Annotated in this window: 21 protein-coding genes and 4 pseudogenes; 8 read left to right on the forward strand and 17 right to left on the reverse strand. The window is 69.3% G+C overall.

Features of this window, described 5'->3' with window-relative positions; genetic code table 11:
* Nucleotides 1-38: 38 nt before the first annotated feature.
* Nucleotides 39-137 (reverse strand): annotated as a pseudogene (locus FSYMDG_RS29760) (zinc transporter permease); the annotation flags it as partial.
* Between the two features lie 462 nt (nucleotides 138-599).
* Between FSYMDG_RS29760 and FSYMDG_RS16775 the strand changes: the two are divergent.
* Nucleotides 600-992 carry an SCO5389 family protein gene (locus FSYMDG_RS16775; RefSeq protein ID WP_043606861.1) on the forward strand — a complete coding sequence of 131 codons (393 nt, stop codon included), beginning with the start codon at nucleotides 600-602 and terminating at the stop codon, nucleotides 990-992.
* Between the two features lie 182 nt (nucleotides 993-1,174).
* Here the strand turns inward: FSYMDG_RS16775 and FSYMDG_RS16780 are convergent, their stop codons facing one another.
* From FSYMDG_RS16780 to FSYMDG_RS28710, 5 genes and pseudogenes are all read right to left on the reverse strand, one after another.
* A complete protein-coding gene (locus FSYMDG_RS16780) occupies nucleotides 1,175-2,146 on the reverse strand; it encodes a CobW family GTP-binding protein (RefSeq protein ID WP_165162742.1) in 972 nt (323 codons plus the stop codon).
* Nucleotides 2,147-2,408: 262 nt separating this feature from the next.
* Entirely contained in the window at nucleotides 2,409-3,527 is a 1,119-nt protein-coding gene (locus tag FSYMDG_RS16785) for a WD40 repeat domain-containing protein (RefSeq protein WP_013874586.1), read from the reverse strand.
* Entirely contained in the window at nucleotides 3,524-4,540 is a 1,017-nt protein-coding gene (locus tag FSYMDG_RS16790) for a CobW family GTP-binding protein (RefSeq protein ID WP_013874587.1), read from the reverse strand. The genes FSYMDG_RS16785 and FSYMDG_RS16790 overlap by 4 nt, the downstream gene beginning before the upstream one ends.
* A complete protein-coding gene (locus FSYMDG_RS16795) occupies nucleotides 4,530-4,817 on the reverse strand; it encodes a hypothetical protein (protein WP_013874588.1) in 288 nt (95 codons plus the stop codon). Before FSYMDG_RS16795 ends, FSYMDG_RS16790 begins: the two co-directional genes overlap by 11 nt.
* Before the next feature lie 183 nt (nucleotides 4,818-5,000).
* Nucleotides 5,001-5,473 (reverse strand): annotated as a pseudogene (locus tag FSYMDG_RS28710) (DDE-type integrase/transposase/recombinase); the annotation flags it as partial.
* Between the two features lie 435 nt (nucleotides 5,474-5,908).
* Here FSYMDG_RS28710 and FSYMDG_RS16800 point away from each other — a divergent pair.
* Nucleotides 5,909-6,097, forward strand: a complete 189-nt coding sequence (locus FSYMDG_RS16800) for a hypothetical protein (RefSeq protein ID WP_131791458.1) — start codon at nucleotides 5,909-5,911, stop codon at nucleotides 6,095-6,097.
* Nucleotides 6,094-6,435 (forward strand): type II toxin-antitoxin system PemK/MazF family toxin, encoded by a 342-nt coding sequence (locus FSYMDG_RS16805; RefSeq protein WP_013874590.1) that lies wholly within the window; start codon nucleotides 6,094-6,096, stop codon nucleotides 6,433-6,435. The genes FSYMDG_RS16800 and FSYMDG_RS16805 overlap by 4 nt, the downstream gene beginning before the upstream one ends.
* A gap of 16 nt (nucleotides 6,436-6,451) precedes the next feature.
* Here the strand turns inward: FSYMDG_RS16805 and FSYMDG_RS16810 are convergent, their stop codons facing one another.
* From FSYMDG_RS16810 to sfnG, 5 genes are all read right to left on the reverse strand, one after another.
* Entirely contained in the window at nucleotides 6,452-7,621 is a 1,170-nt protein-coding gene (locus FSYMDG_RS16810) for an LLM class flavin-dependent oxidoreductase (protein WP_013874591.1), read from the reverse strand.
* Nucleotides 7,622-7,688: 67 nt separating this feature from the next.
* Entirely contained in the window at nucleotides 7,689-8,942 is a 1,254-nt protein-coding gene (locus tag FSYMDG_RS16815) for an SfnB family sulfur acquisition oxidoreductase (protein ID WP_013874592.1), read from the reverse strand.
* A gap of 231 nt (nucleotides 8,943-9,173) precedes the next feature.
* Nucleotides 9,174-10,418, reverse strand: a complete 1,245-nt coding sequence (locus FSYMDG_RS16820; protein ID WP_013874593.1) for an acyl-CoA dehydrogenase family protein — start codon at nucleotides 10,416-10,418, stop codon at nucleotides 9,174-9,176.
* A gap of 216 nt (nucleotides 10,419-10,634) precedes the next feature.
* Complete coding sequence (locus FSYMDG_RS16825) at nucleotides 10,635-11,723, reverse strand: IS630 family transposase (RefSeq protein ID WP_013871712.1); 1,089 nt, start codon at nucleotides 11,721-11,723, stop codon at nucleotides 10,635-10,637.
* A 40-nt stretch (nucleotides 11,724-11,763) separates the two neighbouring features.
* Entirely contained in the window at nucleotides 11,764-12,897 is a 1,134-nt protein-coding gene (gene sfnG, locus FSYMDG_RS16830) for a dimethylsulfone monooxygenase SfnG (protein ID WP_013874594.1), read from the reverse strand.
* A gap of 467 nt (nucleotides 12,898-13,364) precedes the next feature.
* On the opposite strand from sfnG, the gene FSYMDG_RS16835 reads away from it, so the two are divergent.
* On the forward strand, nucleotides 13,365-14,345 hold the full coding sequence (locus FSYMDG_RS16835; protein WP_013874595.1) for a LysR family transcriptional regulator: 981 nt from the start codon (nucleotides 13,365-13,367) through the stop codon (nucleotides 14,343-14,345).
* 46 nt (nucleotides 14,346-14,391) lie between these two features.
* Here the strand turns inward: FSYMDG_RS16835 and FSYMDG_RS16840 are convergent, their stop codons facing one another.
* The gene (locus FSYMDG_RS16840) at nucleotides 14,392-14,817 is read right to left on the reverse strand and encodes a VOC family protein (RefSeq protein ID WP_013874596.1); all 426 of its coding nucleotides are present in this window, start codon (nucleotides 14,815-14,817) and stop codon (nucleotides 14,392-14,394) included.
* A 216-nt stretch (nucleotides 14,818-15,033) separates the two neighbouring features.
* Nucleotides 15,034-15,690, reverse strand: a complete 657-nt coding sequence (locus FSYMDG_RS16845; protein WP_131772746.1) for a TetR/AcrR family transcriptional regulator — start codon at nucleotides 15,688-15,690, stop codon at nucleotides 15,034-15,036.
* A 196-nt stretch (nucleotides 15,691-15,886) separates the two neighbouring features.
* Here FSYMDG_RS16845 and FSYMDG_RS30145 point away from each other — a divergent pair.
* Nucleotides 15,887-16,012, forward strand: a pseudogene (locus FSYMDG_RS30145) (carbamoyltransferase HypF); the annotation flags it as partial.
* A gap of 86 nt (nucleotides 16,013-16,098) precedes the next feature.
* Here FSYMDG_RS30145 and FSYMDG_RS30150 read toward each other — a convergent pair.
* Nucleotides 16,099-16,825, reverse strand: a pseudogene (locus FSYMDG_RS30150) (septum formation family protein).
* 700 nt (nucleotides 16,826-17,525) lie between these two features.
* Between FSYMDG_RS30150 and FSYMDG_RS16860 the strand changes: the two are divergent.
* Complete coding sequence (locus tag FSYMDG_RS16860) at nucleotides 17,526-18,065, forward strand: GNAT family N-acetyltransferase (RefSeq protein WP_043606872.1); 540 nt, start codon at nucleotides 17,526-17,528, stop codon at nucleotides 18,063-18,065.
* On the opposite strand, the gene FSYMDG_RS16865 is transcribed toward FSYMDG_RS16860, so the two are convergent.
* The gene (locus FSYMDG_RS16865; RefSeq protein ID WP_013874600.1) at nucleotides 18,035-19,387 is read right to left on the reverse strand and encodes a helicase-associated domain-containing protein; all 1,353 of its coding nucleotides are present in this window, start codon (nucleotides 19,385-19,387) and stop codon (nucleotides 18,035-18,037) included. The two genes, FSYMDG_RS16860 and FSYMDG_RS16865, sit on opposite strands and share 31 nt — an antisense overlap.
* A 265-nt stretch (nucleotides 19,388-19,652) precedes the next feature.
* Here FSYMDG_RS16865 and FSYMDG_RS27575 point away from each other — a divergent pair, with 265 nt between their 5' ends.
* Entirely contained in the window at nucleotides 19,653-20,414 is a 762-nt protein-coding gene (locus tag FSYMDG_RS27575; RefSeq protein WP_013874601.1) for an ATP-binding protein, read from the forward strand.
* Nucleotides 20,415-20,662: 248 nt separating this feature from the next.
* On the opposite strand, the gene FSYMDG_RS16880 is transcribed toward FSYMDG_RS27575, so the two are convergent.
* Together FSYMDG_RS16880 and FSYMDG_RS16885 are read right to left on the reverse strand one after the other, a co-directional pair.
* Nucleotides 20,663-21,595 carry a DUF4231 domain-containing protein gene (locus FSYMDG_RS16880; RefSeq protein ID WP_043603883.1) on the reverse strand — a complete coding sequence of 311 codons (933 nt, stop codon included), beginning with the start codon at nucleotides 21,593-21,595 and terminating at the stop codon, nucleotides 20,663-20,665.
* A gap of 63 nt (nucleotides 21,596-21,658) precedes the next feature.
* The gene (locus FSYMDG_RS16885; protein ID WP_013874603.1) at nucleotides 21,659-23,632 is read right to left on the reverse strand and encodes an MFS transporter; all 1,974 of its coding nucleotides are present in this window, start codon (nucleotides 23,630-23,632) and stop codon (nucleotides 21,659-21,661) included.
* A 107-nt stretch (nucleotides 23,633-23,739) separates the two neighbouring features.
* Between FSYMDG_RS16885 and FSYMDG_RS16890 the strand changes: the two genes are divergently transcribed.
* Complete coding sequence (locus FSYMDG_RS16890) at nucleotides 23,740-24,888, forward strand: RNA-guided endonuclease InsQ/TnpB family protein (protein ID WP_043603885.1); 1,149 nt, start codon at nucleotides 23,740-23,742, stop codon at nucleotides 24,886-24,888.
* Nucleotides 24,889-24,905 lie beyond the last annotated feature (17 nt).

Here is a 24,905-nt window from a genome sequence, read left to right on the forward strand (position 1 = left end):
CGAACGGGACAGACCCGGTGATCCGTGGGGCGGTCGGGTCAGTGTTCGTCCCAGTGCCCGTCGTGGTCGGCATGGCGATGGTTGTCATGGATGTAGTCGATGTGGTCGTGGTGGGGGACGGCGACGTGACCGCAGCCATAGGTGTGCGGATGTTCTGAGGTGCTGTGGTGGGCCGGGTGACTGGTGGTGGTCACGGGCGTTCTCCTTGGAGTGTGCGATCGCGTCGCGCACGATGTGCGCCACGCGATCGCCGGTGAGCCGGTAGACGATCTCCCGACCGCGACGCGTCGAGGCTCCAGTCCCGCGCCACTCAGGATCCGCAGGTGCAGGAGATGCTGGCCTCGAGGGCGTTGAGCGGTGCATGCACGCGACACAACCCGTCGGCGAGGCGGGTGATCAGGCGAGGCATACCGACGTGCGAGTGCCCTCAGCAGCATGCTCGCCCCTCCGACGCGCGTCGCTAAGCGTCTGATCACATGAAAACGGTAGGGCCTCTTTCCCTCTCGCGCCATGTGAACATGTCGCTCCAATTAGTATTGACAACGGTTGTCAAATTGGAGAGTGTTGATGTTCCAAGTACCTGCGTCAGGAGGTCACTGATCTCCTTGACCGTGTCCCCGGATCTGCTCGCTCAGGCCGAAGCCGGCCATGTCGACCAGGAGGCGTTTCTCGCGTGTGTGCGGGACTCGCTTCCGTACGCCTACAGCCTGGTGGAGCGGCTCGCCGGTGAGCTGCCCACCGCCGAGCGGGACTTCTCCGACAACCTGGTTCCGCCGGCGGACAACGTGGCGCAGGGGCAGTTGCTGCGGGCGATGGCGAGCACCTCGATCCGGGAGGCGTTGGAACGGCGTTTCGGGGTGGCGTTGGCGTTCCAGAACTGCCACCGGCTGGCCGCGTTCCGCCCGCAGGCGGTCGGCGGTGAGCAGTACCGCCGATTTATCTCCGCGGAGAGCCAGGTCCTCAACCAGCAGCCGGAGTTCGTCAACTGCTGACGAACCGTCAGGGTGCCCGGCTGTGTCGCGTGACCGGCTCGGCCGGGCGTCGGTTCGGTCGGGATATCGCCACAGCAAGGGATGGTTACTCCGCCGGCTCCGGTTCTCGGTGCGGCGGCCTCTGGCCAAGCCGCATGTCGGGAAGGCCGGAGAGCGGGCTCCGGTCATCCTTGTCCTCCTGGCTATCCGTTCAGGTCCGGTAGCCAGGCCGGGAAGGGGTCCGGTAGCTCGCGCCAGCCGTCCTCGCCGAGAGCGAGCTCGACGTCGGTGAGCAGGCATGAACGGAAGACTCCGGCGAGGACCGCCGGGTCGGCGTGCAGACCGATCAGGGCCAGTTCCTGAACGCGGTAGCCGTAGTAGGAATCCCAGCCAGGACAAGCGGCGCTGTGGTCTGCGGGTGCGGCGTCGACGGCGGGCCAGTAGCCGTCGGGAGCGAGCGTGAGTCCCCGCCCGGCGTGGTCCCACGCCATCCTCTGGTCGGGTCGGCTGGCGAGCCACAGCCAACCCCGGGAACGCACCACGCCGGCGACCAGGCCGTCCAGGCAGTCATGCAGCCGCTGCGGGTGCAACGGCCGACGGGCAGCGAGCACCGTGGCGGTGATCCCGACCTCGCTGGCCGGCAGGTCGTCCGCGGTACGTGCGCATAGCATCCGCAACCAGCCCGCGTGCCGGTGCGAGCCGATCTCGTCGTATCCCGCGCCGCCGTCCGGGCCGGCGGAGGCGAGGATATCGCTGGCCGGTGTGGCTCGGCCGACGACGGTCACCGGTCGGGCCGCCGGGTTCAGCCGCCGCACCAGCGTGTCGAGCTGCAGCATGTCGCAGACATCAATCTCGTCGGTGGCGGCGAGAACGACGACGTCGGCACGTTCGACCTGGTCGACGAGGGCCGCTGGCACCATCCGACCGAGACGGGGAACGGCGAGGCCTCGGTCAGCGAAGGAGTCACATCCGTCCAGGTCCTCGAACGCGGTCGTCGCGTCGACCAACGCCACCGACGACACCACACTGAGCGCGGGACAGCCGGCCAGGCCCGGTATCAGGTCCAAGGGAACGTATCCCGGTGGTGCCACCACGACGGCCGCGGCGTGTCCATCGGCCGCGAGGTCCGCTACCGAGGCAGCGATGTCCCGGGCGACGACGTCGACGAGACTCACGTCCTGGGCGGGTACCGAGGATCTGTACGGCGGTCCGTCACCCACGTCGAGCGATCGGACGACGACCCCTCCCACCGGGTGGGACGGGCACCGGTAGGAGACCACGGGGACGGGGCGAACCCCACCGCCTGCGGGGGTCGCCACCACCCCGACGTCACCCCCGGCAGTACACACCAACGTCACAGACAGTGGGATCGGCTGGCGCATGGTGGGTTCTCCGGAAGCGGGCTGGCGGGGCTCGGGAACCGGCCGGCCAGGCCGGTCAGCTGCTGCGTCTCGTACCGGTGCCGGGCGGACTGTCCGACGGACGGACCGCGCTCAGCCGGCCGCCCTGGGTGCCCGCCACGACAAGCGCCGCGTCGGCGGTCCAGGTGACCGAGCTGACAGGCGCCCCCAGATCGACCTCGAACTGCGGGCGCCGGGAACTACCGCTGCCCCGCCAACCGGCCAGGCGGCCATCCCTGCCACCACTGGCGAGCAGCGGCGGGGCGGCCGCGCGCTGGCCAGTCCGGCCGGCCGCCGAGCCCGGTGGGACCGGAGCGTAGGCGAGCGCGACGACGAGTCCGGAGTGCGTGCGTAGCGAGGCCGGGCGCTGCCCGGCCGGGCCCTTGCCCCCGAGGTTCCACACGGTGACTTCCTCGCCGCCGCCGGCGGCGAGCCGTTGGGAGTCCGGGGCGAAGGCGATAGCGGTGACCTTGGCGGGGTAGCCGCTCATCTCGTAGTCCTCGCCGGACCACAGCCGCCACAGGTGGATCGAGGCGTCCTGATTACCGGAGGCGGCCCAGCGTGCGTTCGGCGCGACGGCGATGGTGAGCAGCGAACCCTTCCAGTCGAAGGTGCGTACCGGTTCAGTGCGGTCGGGTCCGGGTTCGTACCAGCGGATGCCGCCGTAGCAGGCGACGGCGAGCCGGTGGCCGGCCCAGGTGAGCGCGGTGACGGTGCTGGGCTGGCCGGGCCAGCGGGTGACGATGGTCCCGTCGGGCCGCAGCAGCAGAACCTCGCGACCTCTGCCGGCGGCGAGGTACTGCCCGTCGGGGGACCAGGCCAGTGCGTGCACCCAACCCTGGCCCATGACGGCGTCGTGCCGACCGACCGTCAGGTCGCCGATGACGACGGTCCCATCGGCTCCGCCGACCGCGAGGCGGCGCCCATCCGGCGACCACGCCGCCGCCAGAGCCCCGAGTTCGTGGTGCGGCATCTCGGTCACGACAACCCCGTCATCCGCGTCGATGACGACGGTGCGCCCGGACAGGGACGCGGCGGCGACCAGCGGCCCGCGCGGTGCGGCGGTGACGGTGCTCACCGCGTCGTCGAGGTCGATCGACCAGACGGGTTCGGCCGGTTTCCGCCCGGAGGCGAGCAGGTTGGCGGTGCGGCTCACCGTGCGCTCGCGAGACAGCGGCGTAGGCCGGTTTCGAGGGCGGCGCGGTCGAGGTGGCGTCCGATGAAGACCAGCCGGCTGACCCGGGCCGCGTTGCCCCAGGGCTGGCCGTCGGTGCCTTCGAAGAGCATGTGGACGCCCTGGAAGACGTACCGGTTCTGCTGGCCGGCGACGGCGAGTACCCCCTTGGACCGGAAGATGTCGGCGCCCTTGGTCGACAGCAGCTCGCCGAGCCAGTCGTTGAGCTTTGGTATGGACAGGTCTCCGACCAGTTCGATGCCGACGCTGGACACGGTCAGGTCGTGTTGATGCTCACCCTCGGTGAGGAACGCGGGGTCGACGTCGAGTGCACGCTCGAGGTCGAACGCGCCAACGTCGAGGACCTTGCCGAGGTCGATCTTGGCGTACTGGGCGGGCAGGATCTCCGCAACCTTGTTGATCGCCCGGATCCGGACGATCACCTCGTCGAGCTCCGCCTCGTCAACGAGGTCGGTCTTGTTCAGCACGATCCGGTCGGCGAACGCGATCTGCTCGACCGCCTCGTTCTCCACGCCCTCGGGCTTGGCGTCGTCGAGGTGGCGGGCCAGGTGCCGGGCGTCCACGAGCGTGAGAATGGCGTCCAGCCGGAGCTGGCCGGCGATCTCGTCGTCGACGAAGAAGGTCTGCGCGACCGGGGCCGGGTCGGCCAACCCGGTGGTCTCGATGAGGATGTGGTCGAACCTCTCCCGGCGGCGCATCAGCGTGCCAAGGACGCGGATCAGGTCCCCGCGCACGGTGCAGCAGATGCAGCCGTTGTTCATCTCGAAGATCTCTTCTTCAGCGTCGACGACCAGAGCGTCGTCGATACCGATTTCACCGAATTCGTTTTCGATCACGGCGATGCGCTTGCCGTGTTCTTCGGTGAGGATTCGGTTGAGCAGCGTGGTCTTGCCGCTGCCGAGGAAGCCGGTGAGCACGGTCACCGGGACCTTGGTGGCCTGGTCGGCCGACTGCGAGGTGGCGTCAGTGGGCATGCGTTTCTCCGGAGAGGTGGAAGGCGCGGCGCACGTCGGACTCGGTGAGGCGCGCCGCGGGACCGGGCAGGGTAACCGAGCGTCGGCCGGCTGCTGGCAGCGCGGCCAGGACAGTCTCGACGGGCGGACAGCCCGGCTCCGCGCACGCCAGCTGGGCGACGAGTACGGTCGCCTCCTCGTCGAGGTCCAGCGCGGAGCGGATCCAGCCGCGCAGCTTCTCGGCGATGTCCGGATCGACCGCGGACGGCCGTGCTCCACCGGGACTGAGCAGGCTCATCCGGCGGTCACGGTGGGCGCGACGGGAACGCGACGATGCATGGTGCCACTTTGATGAAAACGAAAACGATTGTCAATATATGAAGATTGTTTCCTGGGCGTGGAGGGCGATCGGCGGGGCTGCTGATGCGTTCCGGGGAGGCAGAGCATGCCCGGGCCCGTCCGGCCCGGTGGTCAGATTGCGGGCGAGTTCGGAGAAGACTCTGACAGGCGCCAGCGAGGGGTCGGCCTCGACGCCGAGCTCGTAGCGGCCCCGGTGGATGGTCTGACCAGGGTGTGCCCCATGCTGATGGTCTGGACGGACCGGGGCAGTTTCAGGCCGCGCATCTCGGTGCCTAGCTGTCGGCTGGCCGTGGTTCGACTCGATCCGGTTGTTCTCCCGCCAGGCGTCAACGTAGCAGACCTTCGGCAGCGGGCTCGTCGAGGACCCTCGGGCAGGCGGCTGCCTTGGCGGCGGTCACTTCCACCGGCCGGCGGCCGAGTGACAGCGCTCGGCTGAAGTACTGCGTGCGGCGGTCAGGTCACACCGTTCGCTGGCGGGGACGTGTGCTGGTCAACCGCCCGGTACGGGCAGACCCAGCGGCTGGACACTTTCGCGTATGTCTCATCCACAAACCGACTGTCCCAGGGCCGAGCCGCTGCGGAGTTCACAGACTCGGGGAACGCCCATCGCAGCCGGGGTCTTCCCTGCGCCACCAGCCAGCGGTGCGAGCCGCCGCCCCCACGGGACCTCCTCGTACCCCAGCCTCTGCAGTACACGCAGCAGTTGCCGAGGCTTCATCGTGGGGAACGGATTGGACACAGGGCGTGATTCTCCCACTATGCCATCAGATGGACGCCAAGCGGGCCGTCGTGGCCGGACGTCACCGGCTAGCACAGGCGCCCTTGACAGGTAAGCAGCGAAGGAGAGACCGACTACGAGACGCGGATGTCGGATAGCCACCAGCGCTGGTCTGCCGTTGAACGGCATGACGAGAACACCTACCGAACGGCATACTTATCGGTATGACACTGACAACGATCAAGGTGGATGTGACGGTTCGCGACCGACTCGCATCCCTTGCGCACGATCGCGGGACCACGATGGGGCGGATGCTCGCTGAGATCGCCGACCGGCTCGAGCGGGAGTCCTTCTTCGCGCGGGCCCGCACTCAGCTTGAGGAGCTGCGTGCCAGCGACCCGCAGGCGTGGGAACGCGACCGCGCCGAGTCGAGGGCCTGGCAGCGCGGTACCGACCGGGACGCGCTCGCGTTCGACGACACGCCCGACTGGTGGGAATGACGAGGATTCGCACCGGCGAGGTCTGGCTCGCGCTCCTCGATCCGGTGGTCGGCCACGAGCAGGGCGGCCGGCGTCCCGTCGTGGTTGTCTCCGCCGACGGCCTGCACAGCCTGCCCATCGACATGGCGATCGTCGTTCCGCTCACCGGGCAGGATCGCGGCCTGGTCACCCAGCCACGCATCACCGGCCCGGCAACCGGCCTGCGCAAGCCGAGCTTCGCCCGCCCCGAGGACACCAGGGCGATCGACACCGCCAGGCTCGAACGCCACCTGGGAACCGTGGACGACACCACCCTCACCGCGATCCGCAAGGTGCTGCGCTACTTCCTCGACCTCTGACGCACAGTATGCGGATTCAGTGGGCGGCGGCGGGGAGGAAGGGGCGGTTGCCGGTGTCGTGGGCGCCGGTGACGGTGACGAGGCCCCGGCGGGCGAGCTGCGGCAGGACGCCCTCACCGAACCAGTACAACTCCTCCAGATGCGGGTAGCCGGAGAACACGAACTCGTCGATGCCGAGCGCGGCGTACTCGGCGATCCGGGCGGCGACCTCGATGTGGCTGCCCACCAGGGCGGTGCCGGCCCCGCCGCGGACGAGGCCGACGCCCGCCCACAGGTTCGGGGCGATCTCAAGCGCCCGCGGGTCACGCCAGCTCCCGTCGACACGGCCGCGTTCGTGCAGAGCCCGCATCCGCGCCTGCCCGGTGGACTCGCTGCGGGCGAGGCCAGCCTGCGCGGCGGCCACGACATCGTCGCCGAGCGCGTCGAGGAGGTGGCCGGCCTGCCGCCAGGCGTCGTCGGCGCGGTCGCGGGTGATGACGTGCAGCCGGATCCCGAACCGGATGTCGCGGCCCCGGGCGGCCGCGAGACCCCGAATCCAGGCGATCTTGTCCGTCACCGCGTCCAACGGTTCGCCCCAGATCAGGTAGACGTCGGCGTGCGCGGCCGCGACCGGGCCGGCCGTGGCCGACGACCCGCCGAAGTACAGCGGCGGGACGGGGTCGGGCAGCGTCGGCAGACGCGCAGCTTCGACCTGGAGGTGGGTGCCACGGTGGGTGACCGTCTCCCCCGCCCACAGCCGGCGCACGACCGAGAGGAACTCGTCGCAGCGGGCGTAACGGGCTGTTTTGTCGAGATGGTCGCCGTAGGCGCGCTGTTCGTCCGCCTCACCCCCGGTGACCACGTTGAGCAGCAGCCTGCCGGGTGCGTGGATGCCGAACGTCGCGGCCATCTGCGCGGCCAGGGCCGGGCTGATCAGGCCGGGACGGAACGCGACGAGAAAGGCGAGCCGTTCGGATTCGCGGGCCAGCATCGCGGTGGTCAGCCAGGCGTCCTCGCACCACGCCCCGGTCGGCGTCAGGGCGCCGGCGAAGCCGAACTCCTCGGCGGCACGCGCGATCGAGGACAGGTAGCCGATCGAAGAACGACGATCACCGGACGCGGTGCCGGCGGGCAGGCCGTGCCCCCCGCCGACGATGAACCGCGAGTCGCCATAGGTGGGCAGGAACCAGTGCAGCCGCAGGGCCATGCGGGAAACGCCTCCATGATCGCCGGATACCGTGTGTCGTCCGAGCTGTCCGTTCAGATCTGCCCGTTCAGATCTGCCCGTGTCGTGGTGGGGGTGCGCCCGAAAGCAGCCAGCGTCCGATGTGCTGGACCTTCCAGCGGACGGGGTCGTGCAGGGTGTGGGTACGCCCGTCCCGCCAGTGGCGCGACAGGTTCAGCGGGCCGGCGGCCGAGCGGGTGCCGCCGAGCTCGAACAGCTCGTCCGCCGCCCGTACCGCCGCCCGGGCAGCGGTGACCTTGGCGACGGCGGTGGCCACCGACGCCCGCGCCGTGCTGGCCTCGGTCGGGTCGCGTTCGGCCGCGTCGATAGCTGCCGCGGCCTCGCGCAGCAGGGCCTCGGCCGCCCGGACCGCTATTTCCAGCTCGCCGGCCTGCTGGACGAGCAGCGGGTCGTCGGCGGCCCGCTGCTCGTCGCTTTCGAACCACGGCCGGGCCCTGGCCACCTGGCCGACGGCGGCGTCCAGCGCGCCGCGGGCGATGCCGGCGTCCAGCGCGGCGTGCAGGACCTGAGCCCGAGCACCATAGGTGGTGGGGCCATCGAAGATCGACGAGAAGTCGACCACCTGGTCGGCGGTGACCGGGACGTCGTCCAGCCGCACGGTGCCGCTGGCGGTGGTGCGCTGGCCCATGCCGTCCCAGTCGTCCTCGACGCTCACTCCGGGCGAGTCCCGGCGGATGTAGGCGAGCGCCCTGGGGACGGCCCCGCCGGGGCGCGGCGGGGTGTCGGGCAGCACGGCGCGGACGACCAGCCAGTGCGCGAACAGCGCGCCGGTGCAGTAGTACTTCTCGCCGCGCAGGACGTAACCGCCCCCGGGTCGGCGCCGCAGGGTGGTGGCGTCGTCCGCGATGGTCCGGCTGCCGCGTTCGGACTGCGCGTTGGCGAAACGCCGGCCGGCGAGCGCCTCGCCGAAGTAGAACGCCTGCTGCTCGTCGCCGCCCCGCCGGCGCAGGGCATCGAGGAAGACGAAATGGCTGTGCGGGATCTGGGCCAGGCTCGCGTCGGCGACCGCGAGCACGCGGAACACCTCCGTCAGCGTCGCCACGGAGACGTCGGCGCCGCCGAAACGCGCCGGGACGGTGATGCCGAGCAGCCCTGACGCGGACAGCTCGTCGACCTCGGCCATGGGCAGCCGCCGGTGGCGATCCCGGGCGTCGGCGTGCACCGCGAAGCCGGCCGCCGCCTTCCGCGCGATCTCCAGCGCCTCGGCGTCCGAACGCACGACAGCGGCGGCGGCAGCAACGGAGGACGGGCGGGCCCCGGCATCGGACGGTCGATCGGTCACCACGGCACTCCAGATGACGGACGTCCAGCCGCCCCGGCCGCTGGCCGCAACAGGTGGACACGACAGATGAGCACGGCGGATGGCGGACGTCTGGACGGCCGGCGTCCGCTGTTCCTGGTCAGAGGATCTCCGAATCAGGGGATTCCGGGCCAGGGATTCCAGTCTGCGTGGCGGTACGAGTCTGTGCGGCGGTACGAAAAAAATGATCGCACCACCGCACGGACTCGCCGGTCAGCGATAGAGCGAGAAGGCGGGGGCACGGCGGTTGAGCACCCAGTCCCCGACCTCGCGTGCCTTGTAGGCCACCGGGTCGTGCACGGTGTGGGTCCGCAGGTTGCGCCAGTGCCGGTCGAACCCGTAGGCGTTGGTGGTCGCCCGGGCGCCCTGGATCTCGAACAGCCGGCTCGCCGCCGCCAGCGACACCTTGGTGGTGAGGTACTTCGCCTCGTAGATGGCGACCGCGGCCTCGGCCCGCTGCCGCTCGGTCAGCGACGGGCCGATGTCGAGAGCCGCCTGCAGGGCCGCGCCGGCACGGTCGGCCAGCAGCCCGGCGGCTGAGATCTCGCTCCGCAGCTCGCCGACGGTCTGCAGAATGTAGGCGTCGTCGGTCGCCCGTTCGACGCCGGAGGTCTCCCACGGCGCGGCGTGCAGACGCGTCCAGTCCAGGGCCTCCTCGAGCGCGCCCTCGGCGGTCCCGATGTAGAAGTTGACGAAGGCGAGCTGCCAGTGCGGGGTCACCAGTGTCTGGTACGGCGACGGTACGCGACCGGTGATCGGGTCGTCGCCGAGGATCTCGGAGCGAGAGATCCGGGCGTTGTCGAAGACGACCCCGCCGGAGTCGGTGAGCCGCTGGCCGATGTTGTCCCAGTCCTCCAGCGCCCGGAACCCCTCGCGGCCGGCGGGCAGGGAGACGAACACCAGCTCGCCGTCGTAGGTGGCGGTGACCGACAGGTGGTCACCGAGGCTGGCACCGGAGGCGAACGACCGGCGGCCGTTCAGCCGGAAGCCGTCTCTGTCCCGGGTGAGGACGAGGTCGGAGCCGCCACGCGGGTTCTGCACACCGCCCCAGAACAGCTTGCCCTCGGCGTTGCGGCGGGACTGCTCGTCGGCCTGCCGCGGCGTGCCGAACAGGGGCGCGACGCGGGTCTGCGCGTAGTGGTAGCCGATCAGGTGGGCGATGGAGGTGTCACCGCGGGCGATACGGCGGGTGATCGCGGCTGCCTGCGCGTAGTTGAGGCCGGAGCCGCCGTAGGCGACGGGCTCCTGGACCTGGAGCAGGTCGTGGCCGCGCAGCAGCTCGACCTCCGCGCGGGGCGTCCTGTTGGCGCGGTCGCGCTCGGCGGCGGTCGCGCGCAGTTCGGCGGCGACCAGGTCGGCGCGCTCCAGCGCCGCCGCGAACCGCGCGGCGTTGTCGGGATCCGCGGTGGCGGTCGTGGTGACGATGCTGTCCAGCCGGTTGTCGGCGTCAAGGGACACGCTGAGCTCCTTGTCGGATGGAACGCGGAACGTGAGGGCGTAAGAGGCGTGGGACGTTGGATGCGCGGGCCGCGGACGGGCCGGAGTACTGACCCAGAGGATCCGAGAAGACCAGAGATCCGAGAAGAAAGGCCCCGACGGGTCACCGACACAGCGCGCTGCACGTCCGGACGAAGTCGACGTGCCGCCGTCTGACCAGGCGCATGTCCGCCAGCCCTAGTGTCCTGAGTCGTTGATTCGCTGGCAGTAGGCGGCGAGGGTCTCGAGGATCTCGTCGGCGGTCTTGGCCCAGACGAACGGCTTCGGGTCCTTGTTCCAGGCGTTGATCCATCGGCGGATGTCGGCTTCGAGTTCGACGACCGAGCGGTGCGTCGATCGGCGCAGCTTGCGGGTGGTCAGCTCCGCGAACCAGCGCTCGACCAGGTTCATCCACGACGCCGAGGTCGGGGTGAAGTGCAGGTGGAAGCGGGGGTGGCGCAGCAGCCAGTTCTTCACCGCCGGGGTCTTGTGGGTGGCGTAGTTGTCCAGGACCAGGTGCAGGTCGTAGCCCTTCGGGACCGAGGAGTCGATCAGCTTGAGGAAGCGCAGGAACTCCTGGTGACGGTGCCGCCGGAAGGTCTGCGCGATCACCGACCCGGACGTCGGGTCGAGCGCGGCGAACAGGCTGGTCGTGCCATGGCGGACGTAGTCGTGGGTCATCCGCTGCGGGGTACCCGGCATCAGGGGCAGCACCGGTGCCGTGCGATCCAAAGCTTGCACCTGCGACTTTTCGTCGACGCAGAGCACGATCGCCTTCTCCGGCGGGTCGAGGTAGACCCCGACCACGTCACGGACCTTGTCCACGAACAGCGGGTCGGTGGACAGCTTCCACGTCTCGACCAGATGCGGCTTCAACCCGAACGCCCGCCACATCCGTGACACCGTCGACTGCGACAGCCCACTGGCCCTCGCCATCGACCGCGATGTCCAATGGGTATCGCCGTTCGGTGGCTTCTCCTCCAACGTCCTCGCGATCACCGCCTCGACCTGGGCGTCGGTGACCTTCCGAGGCGCTCCCGGACGTGCCTCGTCTGACAGGCCCTCCAGCCGGTCGACCGCGAACCGCTCCCGCCATTTCGCGACCGTTCCCCGGGTGATCCCGAGCTCGGCCGCGACCCCCGAGTTCGTCCCACCGTCCGCGCAGGCCAGCACGATCCGCGAGCGCAACGCCAGCGCCTGCGCGGTCTTCCGCCGTCGGGCCCAGCCCTCCAGCACCGCACGCTCAGCAGACGACAACTCGATGGGATCCGCGCTCGGGCCAGGCACCAGCCCATTCTATCTGCACACGAATCAACGACTCAGGACACTAGGCGGCTTCCCGGACCAGCTCGCCGCGGTCGGCGGCGTCGGCTTCGAGCTCGCGCACGAGCGGTAGCACCCGGTGTCCGAAGTACTCCACCTCTTCGAGGTAGTGCAGGAAGCCGAGCAGCAGCAGGTCCACACCGCGCTTCTTGTAGGCGACGATGCGTTCGGCGATCCGTTCCGGCGTGCCGATGAGGCCGGTGCGGAAACCGTCGTTGTACTGGACCAGGTCGTCGAACTCCGAGTCCTGCCACATTCCCTTCTTGTCGGCGGTCGATTGGCCGGCCTGTCTGACCGCCGCTCCGAAACCCTCGACAGCATCCCGGTCGGCCTTCGCGATGATCTCCCGTAGTACCTCGCGGGCCTCGGCGTCGGTGTCGCGGGCGATCAGGAAGGCGTTCAGCCCGAAACGCACCCGCCGCCTGTGCCGCGCCGCCTCGGCGTTGACGTCGGCGATCTGCTCACTGACACCGTCGAGATCCTTACCGTTGCTGAAATACCAGTCCGAAACCCGGCCGGCCATCGCCCGGGCGGATGTCGAGTTGCCGCCCTGGAAAATCTCCGGATGCGGCCGGCCGGGCCCCTCGATGGGCTTGGGCCGCAGGTCGAAGTTGTGCAGGCGGTAGAAGTCGCCGTTGAATTCGGCGTGGTCGCTGGTCCAGATCTCGCGCAGCACACGGATGAACTCCTCGCTGCGCCGGTACCGTTCGTCGTGTTCCAGCCAGGGCTCACCGAGTTTGGTGAACTCGTCCTTGAACCAGCCGCTGACGACGTTGACCGCAGCCCGGCCGCCGGAGAGCTGGTCGGCGGTGGCGATGAACTTGGCCAGCACGCCCGGGTGCCACAGCCCCGGGTGGATCGCCGCGATCACCTTCAGCCGCTGGGTGGCCAGCAGCAGCGCCAGGCTGAACCCCGTCGACTCGTGCTGGTAGGCCGCGCCGTAGGAGGCGATGTAGCGGACCTGGCTCAGGGCGTAGTCGAACCCGTTGTTCTCGGCCAGGACGGCCAGCTTCCGGTTGTACTCGTACCCCCAGTCGGTACGCTGTTCGATTCTGCTCACCACCAGGCCGCCGCTGACGTTCGGCACCCAGTAGGCGAACTTCACGGGCTCACGACCCGTTTCGACGGCGTCGGACATGCAGTTCTCCCTGCCCTGTGAACGGCTGCGCGGCCCAACCGGCGGTAATATCATTTATGCCGCGTGTGGGCCGATTTCTCGCATGGTTTCTCACGAAGATTTCCTGCGAAGACTGCTACGAGGATTTCTTCCGGCTGCCGCCTACGACGGTTACGGTCAGATGGCTGCTCGGAGGACGCCTGACCCTCATGGGACCGATCAAATGATCGGCCGGGCGGCCGGTGTGAGTGACACCACTAACCGGTGGCGCGACACCCACATCGCTCGGGACGGTGACACGACCGCCGATTCAGGACGGCGGCCGTACAGCCGCACACGTCGACGGACAGCCGGCCGCGCCCGACAATCCCTATAATGTCCATCGACATGGTGTCGAGTGTGCCTTCACGGGTAGCGACGGTCAACCAGGCGTCGACGAGGGTGCGATAGGGCGACCCTGTCACGGCGTCGAGGGTGGGAAGGGCCAGGTGCGGATCGAACAGCTGGAGTGCGTCGCCGCGGTCACCCGTCTCGGGTCGATGCGGGCCGCCAGCGAGGCGCTGCACATGTCGCAGCCGGCGCTGAGCGAGACCATCCGCAACCTTGAGCGGGAGCTCGGCGTGACGCTCCTCGACCGCCGCCGCACCGGCGCCACGATCAGCGCGACCGGCGGCGAGCTGCTGCCCTACATCATCGACGTCCTGGAGTCGGTCGACCGGCTGCGTGCCGCCGCCGGCGACCAGCAGCGCTCCAGCCGCATGATCCGGATCGGCACGGTCAACGCCGCCACCGTGCCGCTGGTCACCCCCGCCATGCGCGACTTCCACGCTGCTTACCCCACGACGCAGGTGGAGATCGTCAACACCCAGCAGGCCGACATCCACCGCCTGCTCCTCGACGGCGGCCTCGACCTTGGCCTGGTCAACCTGATGGACGGCGACGACGTCGCCCCCGAGCTGGAGACCGTCGAGCTCTTCCGCGGCCGGGCCGTGCTGTGCTGCCGCACCGACAGCCCGCTCGCCGGGCTGCCGGCCGTCAGTCCCCAGCAGCTGCTCAGCGAGCCGTTCATCGCCATGCGCTCCGGCTATGTCATGCACCGGTACGTCCACCGGCTCTTCCGCGACAAGCCGCCGACGTTCTCCTACTCCACCGACGGCGTGGAGATGGGCAAGCTCATGGTCGCCCAGGGCCTCGGGGTGACCATCCCGCCCGACTACAGCGTCGCGGGTGACCCGCTCGAACGCAGCGGCATCATCACCCACCGCCCGCTGGAAACCGACGACGCGACCGTCATCCTGGTCATCCAGCGTCGCCGCACCCGCCACCTCCCCACCGCCGTCCGCCAGTTGCAGGCCATCCTCCTCGAACACGCCGCCGCCTACCGCTCAACCAACCAAACCCCTGATCCCGCAACAGCGACGGGAATCCATAATCATGAAGATGCGGGCCCGCGCGTAACCAGCAAGTGAGCAGAAGCCGAGGACGGACAAGGGCCGGCCCTCGGTGGACGGCTGCTCAGGCGCAGAACTCGTTTCCCTCCGGGTCGCGCATCACCACCCAGTAGACGCCGAGTTCCTCCACGGCCTCGATCCTGGTCGCGCCGAGCTTCTCCAGCCGAACCGCGGCTTGCTCCGTCCGCGCGCGCCGTACGTCGAGGGGAACGTCAAGACCGCCGCCGGAATGAAGGTCCAGATGCACGCGGTTCTTTGCCGTCTTCGGTTCCGGAACGCACTGGAAGAACACCCGTGGCCCCACACCGGCTGGATCGACGATCGCCGCCGCCGAGTTCCACCGCTCCTGCGGTACGCCCTGCGCCGCGAGGAACGCCGGCCAACTGTCGAAGCCCGGCGGCGGCGGTTGGACCTCATAACTGAGCGCCTCGGCCCAGAACGCCGACAACGCCACGGGATCCGCGCAGTCGAACGTCACCTGAAACGTCATGGAGGAATCCCCTTCCGTCACCGATCCGCCGCGGGCATCCCGGCTGCCTCGCGGCATATTCTGCTGTTCGCACCGGCTGCTCCGTGCGGTGCAGGTTGTAGGCGGTTTCGATGAGGTCGCCGAAGACCTGCGCCCGGGCCGGGACGTGATACCACCCCGACGTGTCTCCCGGCAGGCCCCGGATGGACGGACACGTTCAGCGAACAGGGCGTCCGTTCACTTCGGTGGGCGGTGGGCGAAGGCGCGTAGGAAGGTGGCCACGCCGGCGGCTGCGATCTGGTCGCGGTGGGCGGAGGTCACGGTGTCCGGGGCGAAGACCGTCAGCAGCGGCAGGTCTCCCAGGACGAGACCGACGAACTGGGTGGCGGCCGTCGCGGGGTCGATGATCTCCAGGTAGCCGGCGTGCGCCAGCCGGGCCATCCGGCCGGCCAACGCCTCGATCACCTCTTCGCCGGAGGCCCACATCGTCCGGAACAGGTCGGGGAAACGACCGGACTCCATATACATCAGACGGCGGGCGGCCACCGACTGCTCGTCGCAGACGCACGCCGCCAGCCCGTCGGCGACGGCACCCAGCTCACCGACAAGGTCGGCCGGCTCGGTCGGGAAGTTCCTGAGCACGGCGAGGGTGCGGGCGTTCGCCCGGACCGCCGCGTCGACCATCACCAGCCGGAACAGCTTCTCCTTGCTGCCAAGATGGTTGTAGAGGGTCGGCTTGGCCACCCCGGCCTCGCTCGCGATGAGATCGACGTTCGCACCCTCGTACCCCTTGCGGGCGAACACCTCGAACGCGGCGGCGAGAATCGCCTCCCGCTTGTCCACCCGGCCACGCCCAGTCACCGTGCCACCGGCCAGGGCGGATACATCCATCATTCGAGCATATCTGTCACGGAGCTCTCGCCGCTCCCTCCCCATCGGCTCAGGCCAATGTGGACGGCCGCAGGTACGCGTTCACATCCAGGCCCGGCGGCCGTGAGCTCGACGCGGCTCCGGTGGTGGCCCCGCAGCCTCCGACGTGCTGGCCGCGGCCGCCGACGTGCTGGCCGGGGTCTGCGCGGCAGTGGCGGCAGTGATCGCGGCGCGCTTCCACCGCGCGGTGGCCGACGCGGTGGTGTCCACCGCGGCCGCGTTGCGTGTACGCAACGGCCTGGGAGAGGTCGCGCTCTCCGGCGGGATGTTCCTCAACGCGGTACTCACCGGGCTGTGCCGCATCCTGGAGGGCATCCGCCACCCAGACCATGATCAGCGAAATTTTGTTGTTTTGTATGCTTTTCGGCCGCGTCAGCGTACAAACGACAAAATTGCGCCGATCTTCTTCGGCAACCGGCGCCCATCGATGATGCTGGCCATCTCCTGGCAGCGCGAGCCGGCCAGTTCCTCGAAGGCCGCATCGGACGGAGGCTGGCTGTCCGCGGTGTTGGGCAGGGTGGCTGTTCCGGTGACCTCCGCCTGGTGGGAAGCACCGCAGGGAATCTCACCTTTGGTTTCGGTCGCCGTCAGCTCCAGGCACGTTCCAGGGGGATAGACCTGTGCCTGGCCGGCGCCCTCGACCACACCGGTGAAGGGAACAAACCGATTCGGGGCGGCAACGCTGGTGGCGGCGGACAGCCCACACCAATGCCCGGTCACCTGATTCCCAGCCGAACCGGGTGGGACGGACGATTCCACTCGCGAAACGACCGTACGGGTCGAGCGGATAGCCGAGGAAATCACGCGCCACCGGATTACAGTAACGATCGTTGATCTCATCCCACTGTGTCTCGGTCGGATAGGCGCTGTCAGCAGGATAGTCGGAGGCAATATCCAGCTTCCTGACGGCCTCGAACAGGTGTGGTGACGCACAGGGCACTTCGTCCGCATCCGATATGCGATCCTCCTGATTCCAGATGTAGCAGCGCCCACGGTCGAACGACCACCTGTTGAGCTCGGGCTGGTCAGGGCTCGCGCTCGCGGAGGATGACGGCCCGCCGGCGGCGGTGGTGTCGGCCGATGCGGCACCGTCGCCCATGCGGACGACCGCGTAACCGGCCACAAGCAGAATTCCGACGCCGGCCACGGCCAGGGCCGCGACCAGCCCACGACTGCGGAACCGACGTGGCCGGCGGGATCCGAGCGGCCCACCCGATGAACGTGGCCGCCCCGGATCGGTCGTGGCCCGAAGCGGGCGACGGCGGCCCGGGTCCGCGCCGGCGCTTCGTAGGCCGTCGCCCCGGCGACGAAGTCGTTGTCAAGGATCAGGCCCGCGAACGGGTCGCCGTCCCCAGCCTTCCCGCCTCCGGGACCCGCCTTCTCCCCGAGACCTGCCTTCTCCCCGCTCCCCGGCATCCTCGGTTTCCCCGGCTTCCTCGACTTCCAGGGAATCCCTGCCCTTCCCGAAGCCTTCTCCCCTGGATCGTCCGCCGGCTTCTTCGGACACCACTGACCCGCCTCCCGCACCATGCACCATGCACCATGCACCGAATCACGGCCACCGCCGGGCGCCGTCCCGGATCATGGTCGGATCACGGCGGGGAGAGGCCACCCGCGCCGGCAGCCGGCCCATCAACTACACGGCGCACGCATACGGCGCCGGACTTTATCCCAGCGCCACCGCCATCCCCGCACCGGTCGTGGCATCGGTCGTGGCATCGGTCGTGGCATCGGTCCCCGCACCCGGAGGGCATGACTCCGCTCGCGCAGGGATCTTCCACGATGGTGACAATGAATCCGTGCGCATCCGACCGGTCCGGTTCGAGGAACTGTCAGTGCTCCAGGACATCGAGCGTGCCGCTGGCCGGTGGTTCCGCGACATCGGCATGCCCGAGATCGCCGACGACGAGCCGCTCACCGTCGACGAACTCGCGCTCTATCAGCGGGCCGGCCATGCCTGGGGTACCGCAGACGGGACCGGCCGTCTGGTCGCCTACCTGATCACGGACCTCGTCGACGGCAACATGCACATCGAGCAGGTATCGGTGCGGCCGGACAGCGCCCGCCGCGGGGTGGGGCGGGCACTGATCGAACACATCGCTGATCACGCGGCTGCCGAGGCCATACCAGCGCTGACCCTCACCACGTTCGTACACGTACCGTGGAATGCCCCTTACTACGCGCGATGCGGGTTCCGCTGCCTCACCGAGGCCGAGCTGGCACCAGGGCTGCGGGAAATCCGCAACCGGGAGACCGTGCACGGTCTGAACCGATGGCCACGGGCCGCCATGCGCCGCGAAGTGGGACGTTACTCCGTTGGGCTGGTGGGGATGACATAGCCCAGTTTCCGGAGGACGGTGCGGAAGTCGGCCTCGTGCTGGACCGGTACGGCGATATGGCGCTCCCCCACCGGCCGGCAGAATCGGCGGAGTTTACGGTCGGCGGTGATGAGAGCGGCCATCGCCGGGTCGGCGCATTCGACCACTCGCGCGAGCCCGAGGTCACGCAACTGGCCGGCCCGGGCCACCGCATCCTCGAAAAGCCTGGTCACGGTGGCCGGTACGGCATGCTCGGCATGATCGTCCAGAAACTGCCGCGCGTCGTCCAGCGGGCGACCCGCGTCGACCGCGGCCAGCAGCGACGCAAGGCTCAGCGACCAGACACGGTCCGAGGCGCGCTGCCCATAGGCGTCCAGGAAAATCTCGTCCGCGGGCTTCAGCTCACTGGTGACCACGATGTCCAGATTGGGCAGGACCTGGAGTGCCAGACCCGGCCCGCCATTGCCTTCCGGTTCTGGTTCGTACCGTTCGGACAGCCCGAACACATATGCGCCGAGCGCGTTCAGCCGGACCGCGCTCAGGCCGTCGTAACGGCTGAGAAAATCCAGTCCGTCAGCGCCCCAGTTAGCGTGGAAGTCGTCGCGGGCGTTGACCGGATCACCATATTCGAGATCGAACAGGCCGAGCGTCCCCGCATATTCGAACAGCAGGCACAGGGTGTATCGGCCCTCCAACAGCGGCCAGTCGTGGAACCCGTCGTATCCCAGGCTGCCGTACTGCGGATCCTCGAGGTACAGCTTCCAGGCGTCACGCGCCACCGCGAACGGAGGGCCGTCGCGCCGCATCCGGGCGAACAGTTCGTCCACCGCGATCCACTCCCCGGGCGGGCAGGCCGCAAGCGCCGCGGCGACGGCCTTGCGCCGGGGGCTCGCCGCGGTCAGTGCCCGCGCCGACCGCTGGCCCTTGATCTCGTCGATCCGGCTCATCTCGTCGATCACGGCATGGCCGATCCAGCGCCGCCAGAGGTGACGGACCGTCTCCGCCGCGGGTTTGGCCAGCGCGCTCCGGCCCCGCGTGGTCAGTTGCAGCCGCCCACCGACGATCTCGGCCAGGCCACCGGCCTGCACCAGCAGCGGCCACGCGAACGCGGCGATCGGCTCCTCGCGGTAGAAGTCCCCGCCGGTGAGGACGCCGGCGACAGCGGTGACGGTCGCGGCCGCGGGCCGCTGCGTCTTCTCACTGCACCGCAACCTGCCGGCCGCGCACAGTTGCAGGACGGTGAGCACATCGGCGGTCGTCTCCCGCGCCCTCGGGCGAACGGTCAGCTCATCCGCGTCCAGCGGCACATCCGTGACTGCGTTCACGCTCACCGTTACGGCCATACCCGCTGACTCTAGAACCACATCGACAGGCACACACCAGCCGGTACGGCCTCTCACCGTTCACCGTCGCATGAACCCGTGTCCCGTCGCACGAACCGCGCTCGACGGCGTGCTCCCTCGGCCGGAAAGCGCCCGCACACGCCGACACGCATGATCCAAACAGACACCTCTTGCAACTCTGAGTAAAATTCAAATTACTTATTGTCCCGACTGTCGACGGTCGTCCTGATTGCCGGCAGCCACGGACGGACGACGGGAGGCGGACATGGAACGCGAGGTCCTCGAGCTGCCGTCCGTCCTGGCCAGTGTCGCCGTCGCCGAGGAGCGGGCCCGATGCCTGGCCGCGGCGTCGGCCCTGGACGAGGACGACCGGTACCGGCTCGGCCTGGCGGTACGGGAAGCCGTGGCCAACGCGGTGATCCACGGCAACCGCCTCGACCCGGGCACTCCGGTTCGCCTGCTCCTCACCCATGACGCACACCGGATCACCGTGACCGTCGGCGACCGAGGCCCGGGCTTCACCCCCACCCCGGCCGCCGACGCCCCGGTGAACCTCACGCCTTCGGGCCGTGGGCTGACCCTCATCTCCCACGGCGTAGACGCCCTTCGCGTCATCCACCGCCCCGACCCGCCGGGATGCGATGTGCTTCTGGTCAAACAGCTCAGAAAGGACACCACGATGTCCCAGCTCTCCGTCGCCCGCCGCCAGGACGGCGATGTCACCGTCCTCGACCTCTCCGGCAGGATCCTCATCGACGGGGGCTCCATCCAGCTTCGCGACGCGGTCCGCCGCGAACTGGAGGACGGCCACCACAACCTCCTGCTCAACTTCGCCGACATCACCGGCATCGACAGCTCCGGCATCGGCGAGCTCGTCAGCTCCTACACCACCGCCACGAACCGGGGTGGCCGGGTCAAGCTCGTCAACCTGCCCAGCAAGATCCAGGACCTTCTGGCGATCACCCAGCTGCTCGCCGTCTTCGAGACCTTCGACGACGAAAAGGAGGCCATCGCCAGCTTCAACTGAGCCGGGCCGGCCTGGCCCGGGCCGGCCCCGGAGCGTCCCGACTCCCGACAGCCCTGCCGTCCCCACGAAGGCCGAGGCCGCGGCCGTGCCACGCGCCGTCCCGCCTCCGGCCGGCAGCCCTCGCGGGCACGTACCGGTCATTATCGACAGGCGTGCTGAAGCCGACGTCAACTCTACCGCACCGACTGTGAGGATCTGGTCGGGACCGGCCTTAGCGACACCGGGGACCAGCGCTCGGCCCCGAGCGGTCAGGCAGGCTGTTCGGCCGGGCCGGCGAGTGGTGCGGGGGTGTCGGCGTTCCAGCGGGCCGTCCACGCCTGGTTCTCGACGGCAATAGCATCCTCGCAGTCCGTGACGAACGCGGCGTCCCGCTGGGCCCGTTCGGCGGCGAAGGTGCCGGCCGGGGCGGGCAGCCGCCACCGGTCCCGCAGGAAGCGCAGCCGGCGGGCGGTCTGCTTGTAGGCGCGGGCGTCGTCCTCGTACCGCGAAGCGGCCGCGTACGAGCCCACCGACGCCCCCACCATGGTGATCGCCGGCGCCCAGGCGGTGACCGCCGCCCCGCCCGTGGCCGCCTCCAACGCGCCGAGCACCGTGGCTGCGAGGCTCGCGACCAGCCCTGCCCCCTGGAACTGGGCGGTGCGCCGTTCGGCGACGGCAGCCTGCGACTCGTAGTAGTCGATCTGGTCGTCGACCCGGTGGGTCACATAGGAGTCGAGGCTGTCGATCTCCGGCCACCGCCAGGACGGCGACGAACCGCTGACCAGTGCCGCCGGTGGCAGTATGTCGGCTGCCTGCTGGATCGCCTCGCCGCGGTCCAGCAGGCAGCGGTCCCGCTCGTCCGGCGGGCCGTGGTAGGGGGCGACACCGGCCAGACAGGTGTAGATCTCGGCCTTCAGCGCTTCGGCCACCGAACGTAACTGCGTCCAGGTCCTGATGTGGTTGGGCCCGGCGAAGAAGCCGGCCACGATCGGCGCGCTGGCCAGGGCGGCCGCGGCCAGCCCCGCCAGTACCCGGCCCACGCCCCCGTCGACCTGCGCGGCAGCGGTCACCAGGAGCGTGCCGGTCACGCCCAGCCCGAGGGTCGCCTGTCGGCCCCGGCGAATCCGCTGTTTCGCCTTCTCCGCAGCCACGGACCACTGCCGCTGGGCCGCGATGACGCTGTCAACCCCCGCTGTGCTCATGCCGGTGATTGTGCGCGGTACGCGTCCGGGCACGACAGGCCACCCGGGTAGTGCCCCGCTCGGTCAGCCGCTGTCCGTGCCGGGTCCACGCTCCCCGGAGACCGGCGAGGCCGGCGAGGCCGATCGGGTCGGTGGAGCTGGCCGAGCCGACGGAGTCGAGGAAGCCGACGGGGCACCGACCGGCAGTCCCCCGTCTGTCGCCGACGTTCCGTTCGGTGACGGCTCGGTTGCGGGCAGCGGTATCTGCCCCGCGGGCACCGACTGGAGGGGACGGCCACCGCGCAGCAACGACGCGCACGCGGCGAGCAGCGACAGGACGGCGGCCATCGCGAACACCACCACGAGACCGTGATGGAAAGGTGCCGATATCAGGTTCGGGAAGAACTCCCTGCCGGTGAGAATCTGCTGGTGTTCGGGCGAGAGCGCGGACAGCGCACCGGTGGACGCCAGCAGATGCCCGATCGGGTTCTCCCCGAGAATGGCCGCGAACAGCGACGACACCGGCGGCAGGCCGGCGACCTCACGTGCGCTGTCAGACGACACGCCCTGCTGTTGCAGGCCACTGGTCAGCGCGTCCGGAAGACTGCCCGCCAGACCAACGATCATGAGTGAGAAGAACACCCCGATCGACAACGTCGTACCGGCGTTCTGGAAGGTCGATCGCATCCCCGAGGCGACACCACGCTGGTGCGCGGGCACACTGCCCATGATGGACGACGAGTTGGGGGCGCTGAACATGCCGCCGCCGACCCCGTTCGCGGCGATCAGCAGCGCGAAGGCCCAGTAGGGGAAGTCCACGGGCAGCAGCATCAGGCCGACGAAGCTGCCGCCGAAGACGAGCATCCCGGCGCTGGCGAGGCCGCGGGCACCGACCCGGTCGGAGAGGAGCCCGGACACCGGGCCCGCGACGATGACGCCGACGGTCAGCGGAAGCAGGTAGATCCCGGCCCAGAAGGGCGTGTCGTGGTAGTCGAAGCCGTGCAGGGGCAGCCAGATCCCCTGCAACCAGATGATCATCATGAACTGTAGCCCGCCGCGGGCGACGGAGACGGCGAGCCCCGCCATGCTGCCGGCGATGAAGGGCCGGATCCGGAACAGGCTGAGCTCGAACATCGGCTCGGCGACCCGGCATTCGATCACGACGAACGCCACGAGCAGCAGAACACCACTGGCAATCATGGCGATGACCGTGGGGTTCAGCCAGCCCATGGTGTGATCCCGGTACGGCTGGATGCCCTTGGTGATGGCGACCAGGATCGTGCCCAGACCCGCCGCGAACGTGATGTTGCCCCACCGGTCGAGGCGCCCGCCCTCTCCCCGATGGCCGGTGTCCCGGAGCTTGCGGTACGCCCACAGCGTCCCGAAGATGCCGACCGGCACGTTGACCCAGAACACCGCCCGCCAGTCCAGGGCCGCCAGCACCCCGCCCGCGACCAGACCGACGAACTGGCCGGCCAGGAAGGCGACCTGGTTGATGCCCAACGCGAAACCGCGCCGATCGGCGGGGAACGCGTCGGTGAGGATCGCGGCCGAGTTCGCCATCAGCATGGACCCGCCGACCGCCTGCAGCATCCGCCAGACGATCAGCCACAGCGCCCCGTGGCCGCCGTCGAAGGGGTCGAACGACAGCAGGACGGAGGCGATGGTGAACACCACGAAACCGGCGTTGTAGATCCTGACCCGGCCGAACATGTCGCCGAGGCGACCGAGGCTGACGACGAGCACGGCCTGGACGAGGCTGTACCCCATGATCATCCACAGCAGGTAGCCGACGTTGCCCAGCGCCAGCGGCTCCAGGCCGATGCCACGGAAGATCGACGGCATGGCGATGATGACGATGGATCCGTCGAGCCCCGCCATGAACATGGCAGCGGTCGTGTTCGCCAGGGCCACCCATTTGTAACGGTCGTCCCCGCCGGGGCCGGCCGCCCTCGCAGCCTCTGCCGCCTCTGCCGTCCCCACCGCCTGCCCGGCGGACGGCCGCCCATCGCCGCGCGGTGGCCCGCTCGCCGGTGTCGTGTTCCCCACCCCCGTCATCGGGGAACCGCCGTGGAAACCCCGTCCTTTAGGGCGGGGAAAAAACAGCGAAGCGATACGGACACGGGCAGACCGCCTTTCACACGGCGATACCGTAGAATGTGAGCATGAGTCGGTCGAAAGTGGTGAAGCGGGCGTACCGCTACCGCTTCTACCCGACTCCCGAACAGGCCGACGAGTTGAACCGGACGTTCGGATGCGTCCGGAAGGTCTACAACCTGGCCTTGGAGAAACGCACCCGGGCCTGGCAACAGGAACAGCGCCGTGTCTCCTACGTGGAGACGTCGGCGATGCTGACCGGCTGGAAGAAGACCGAGGAACTTGCCTTCCTGAGCGAGGTGTCGTCCGTTCCGCTCCAGCAGACGCTGCGCCATCTCCAGACGGCGTTCAGCAACTTCTGGGCGAAACGCGCCGCCTACCCGACCTTCAAGTCGAAGCGGAAGTCCCGGCCGTCCGCCGAGTACACCCGGTCGGCGTTCCGTTGGCGCGACGGTCAGCTCACCCTCGCGAAGATGACCGCCCCGCTGGGCATCGTCTGGTCCCGGCCGCTTCCCGACGGAGCCGAACCGTCGATGGTGACCGTGTCCCGCGACCCGGCGGGCCGCTGGCACGTGTCGGTCCTTGTCGAGACGACGGTCAGCGAACCGCCCCCGACGGGCGCCGTGGTCGGCATCGATGCGGGCATCACCGCGCTGCTGACTCTCTCGGATGGCAAGAAGGTCAGCAACCCGAAGCACGAGCGGCGCGACCAGGAACGTCTCGCCCGCGCACAGCGGGAGCTTGCCCACAAGGCGAAGGGCTCGAAGAACCGCGCCAAGGCCCGGGAGAAGGTCGCCCGTATCTACGCGCGGATCGCCGATCGGCGCCGTGACCATTTGCACAAGGTCACCACTCGACTCGTTCGCGAAAACCAAACGATCGTGATCGAGGACCTGAACGTCGCGGGTATGGTCCGCAACCACTCGCTGGCCCGAGCGATCTCGGATGCGGCGTGGGGCGAGATGCGTCGGATGCTGGCGTACAAGGCCGACTGGTACGGCCGCAAACTGGTTGTGGTCGACAGATTTTTCCCGTCGTCGCAGACCTGTTCGGCATGTGGGTACCGGGACGGGAAGAAGCCGCTGAACGTCAGGGAGTGGACGTGCCAGCCGTGCGGCACTGTCCACGACCGGGATGTGAACGCGGCATGGAACATTCTGGCCGCCGGGCTGGCGGTTGCTGCCTGTGGAGACGGAGTAAGACCGGACCGGCGGTAGTCGGCGCGGCATCTGTC

Source organism: Candidatus Protofrankia datiscae, assembly GCF_000177615.2.
In the GTDB taxonomy this organism is placed as follows: Bacteria; Actinomycetota; Actinomycetes; order Frankiales; family Frankiaceae; genus Protofrankia; species Protofrankia coriariae.

What these genes read in the sequence shown, in the direction of transcription:
- FSYMDG_RS16865 (WP_013874600.1), bottom strand. Translation starts at nt 19,387, where the DNA reads ATGGCCGTAACGGTGAGCGTGAACGCAGTCACGGATGTGCCGCTGGAC.
- FSYMDG_RS16795 (WP_013874588.1), bottom strand. Translation starts at nt 4,817, where the DNA reads ATGAGCCTGCTCAGTCCCGGTGGAGCACGGCCGTCCGCGGTCGATCCG.
- FSYMDG_RS16810 (WP_013874591.1), bottom strand. Translation starts at nt 7,621, where the DNA reads ATGGCCCTGCGGCTGCACTGGTTCCTGCCCACCTATGGCGACTCGCGG.
- FSYMDG_RS16805 (WP_013874590.1), top strand. Translation starts at nt 6,094, where the DNA reads ATGACGAGGATTCGCACCGGCGAGGTCTGGCTCGCGCTCCTCGATCCG.
- FSYMDG_RS16890 (WP_043603885.1), top strand. Translation starts at nt 23,740, where the DNA reads ATGAGTCGGTCGAAAGTGGTGAAGCGGGCGTACCGCTACCGCTTCTAC.
- FSYMDG_RS16880 (WP_043603883.1), bottom strand. Translation starts at nt 21,595, where the DNA reads ATGAGCACAGCGGGGGTTGACAGCGTCATCGCGGCCCAGCGGCAGTGG.
- FSYMDG_RS16790 (WP_013874587.1), bottom strand. Translation starts at nt 4,540, where the DNA reads ATGCCCACTGACGCCACCTCGCAGTCGGCCGACCAGGCCACCAAGGTC.
- sfnG (WP_013874594.1), bottom strand. Translation starts at nt 12,897, where the DNA reads ATGTCCGACGCCGTCGAAACGGGTCGTGAGCCCGTGAAGTTCGCCTAC.
- FSYMDG_RS16840 (WP_013874596.1), bottom strand. Translation starts at nt 14,817, where the DNA reads ATGACGTTTCAGGTGACGTTCGACTGCGCGGATCCCGTGGCGTTGTCG.
- FSYMDG_RS27575 (WP_013874601.1), top strand. Translation starts at nt 19,653, where the DNA reads ATGGAACGCGAGGTCCTCGAGCTGCCGTCCGTCCTGGCCAGTGTCGCC.
- FSYMDG_RS16800 (WP_131791458.1), top strand. Translation starts at nt 5,909, where the DNA reads ATGCTCGCTGAGATCGCCGACCGGCTCGAGCGGGAGTCCTTCTTCGCG.
- FSYMDG_RS16885 (WP_013874603.1), bottom strand. Translation starts at nt 23,632, where the DNA reads ATGACGGGGGTGGGGAACACGACACCGGCGAGCGGGCCACCGCGCGGC.
- FSYMDG_RS16845 (WP_131772746.1), bottom strand. Translation starts at nt 15,690, where the DNA reads ATGATGGATGTATCCGCCCTGGCCGGTGGCACGGTGACTGGGCGTGGC.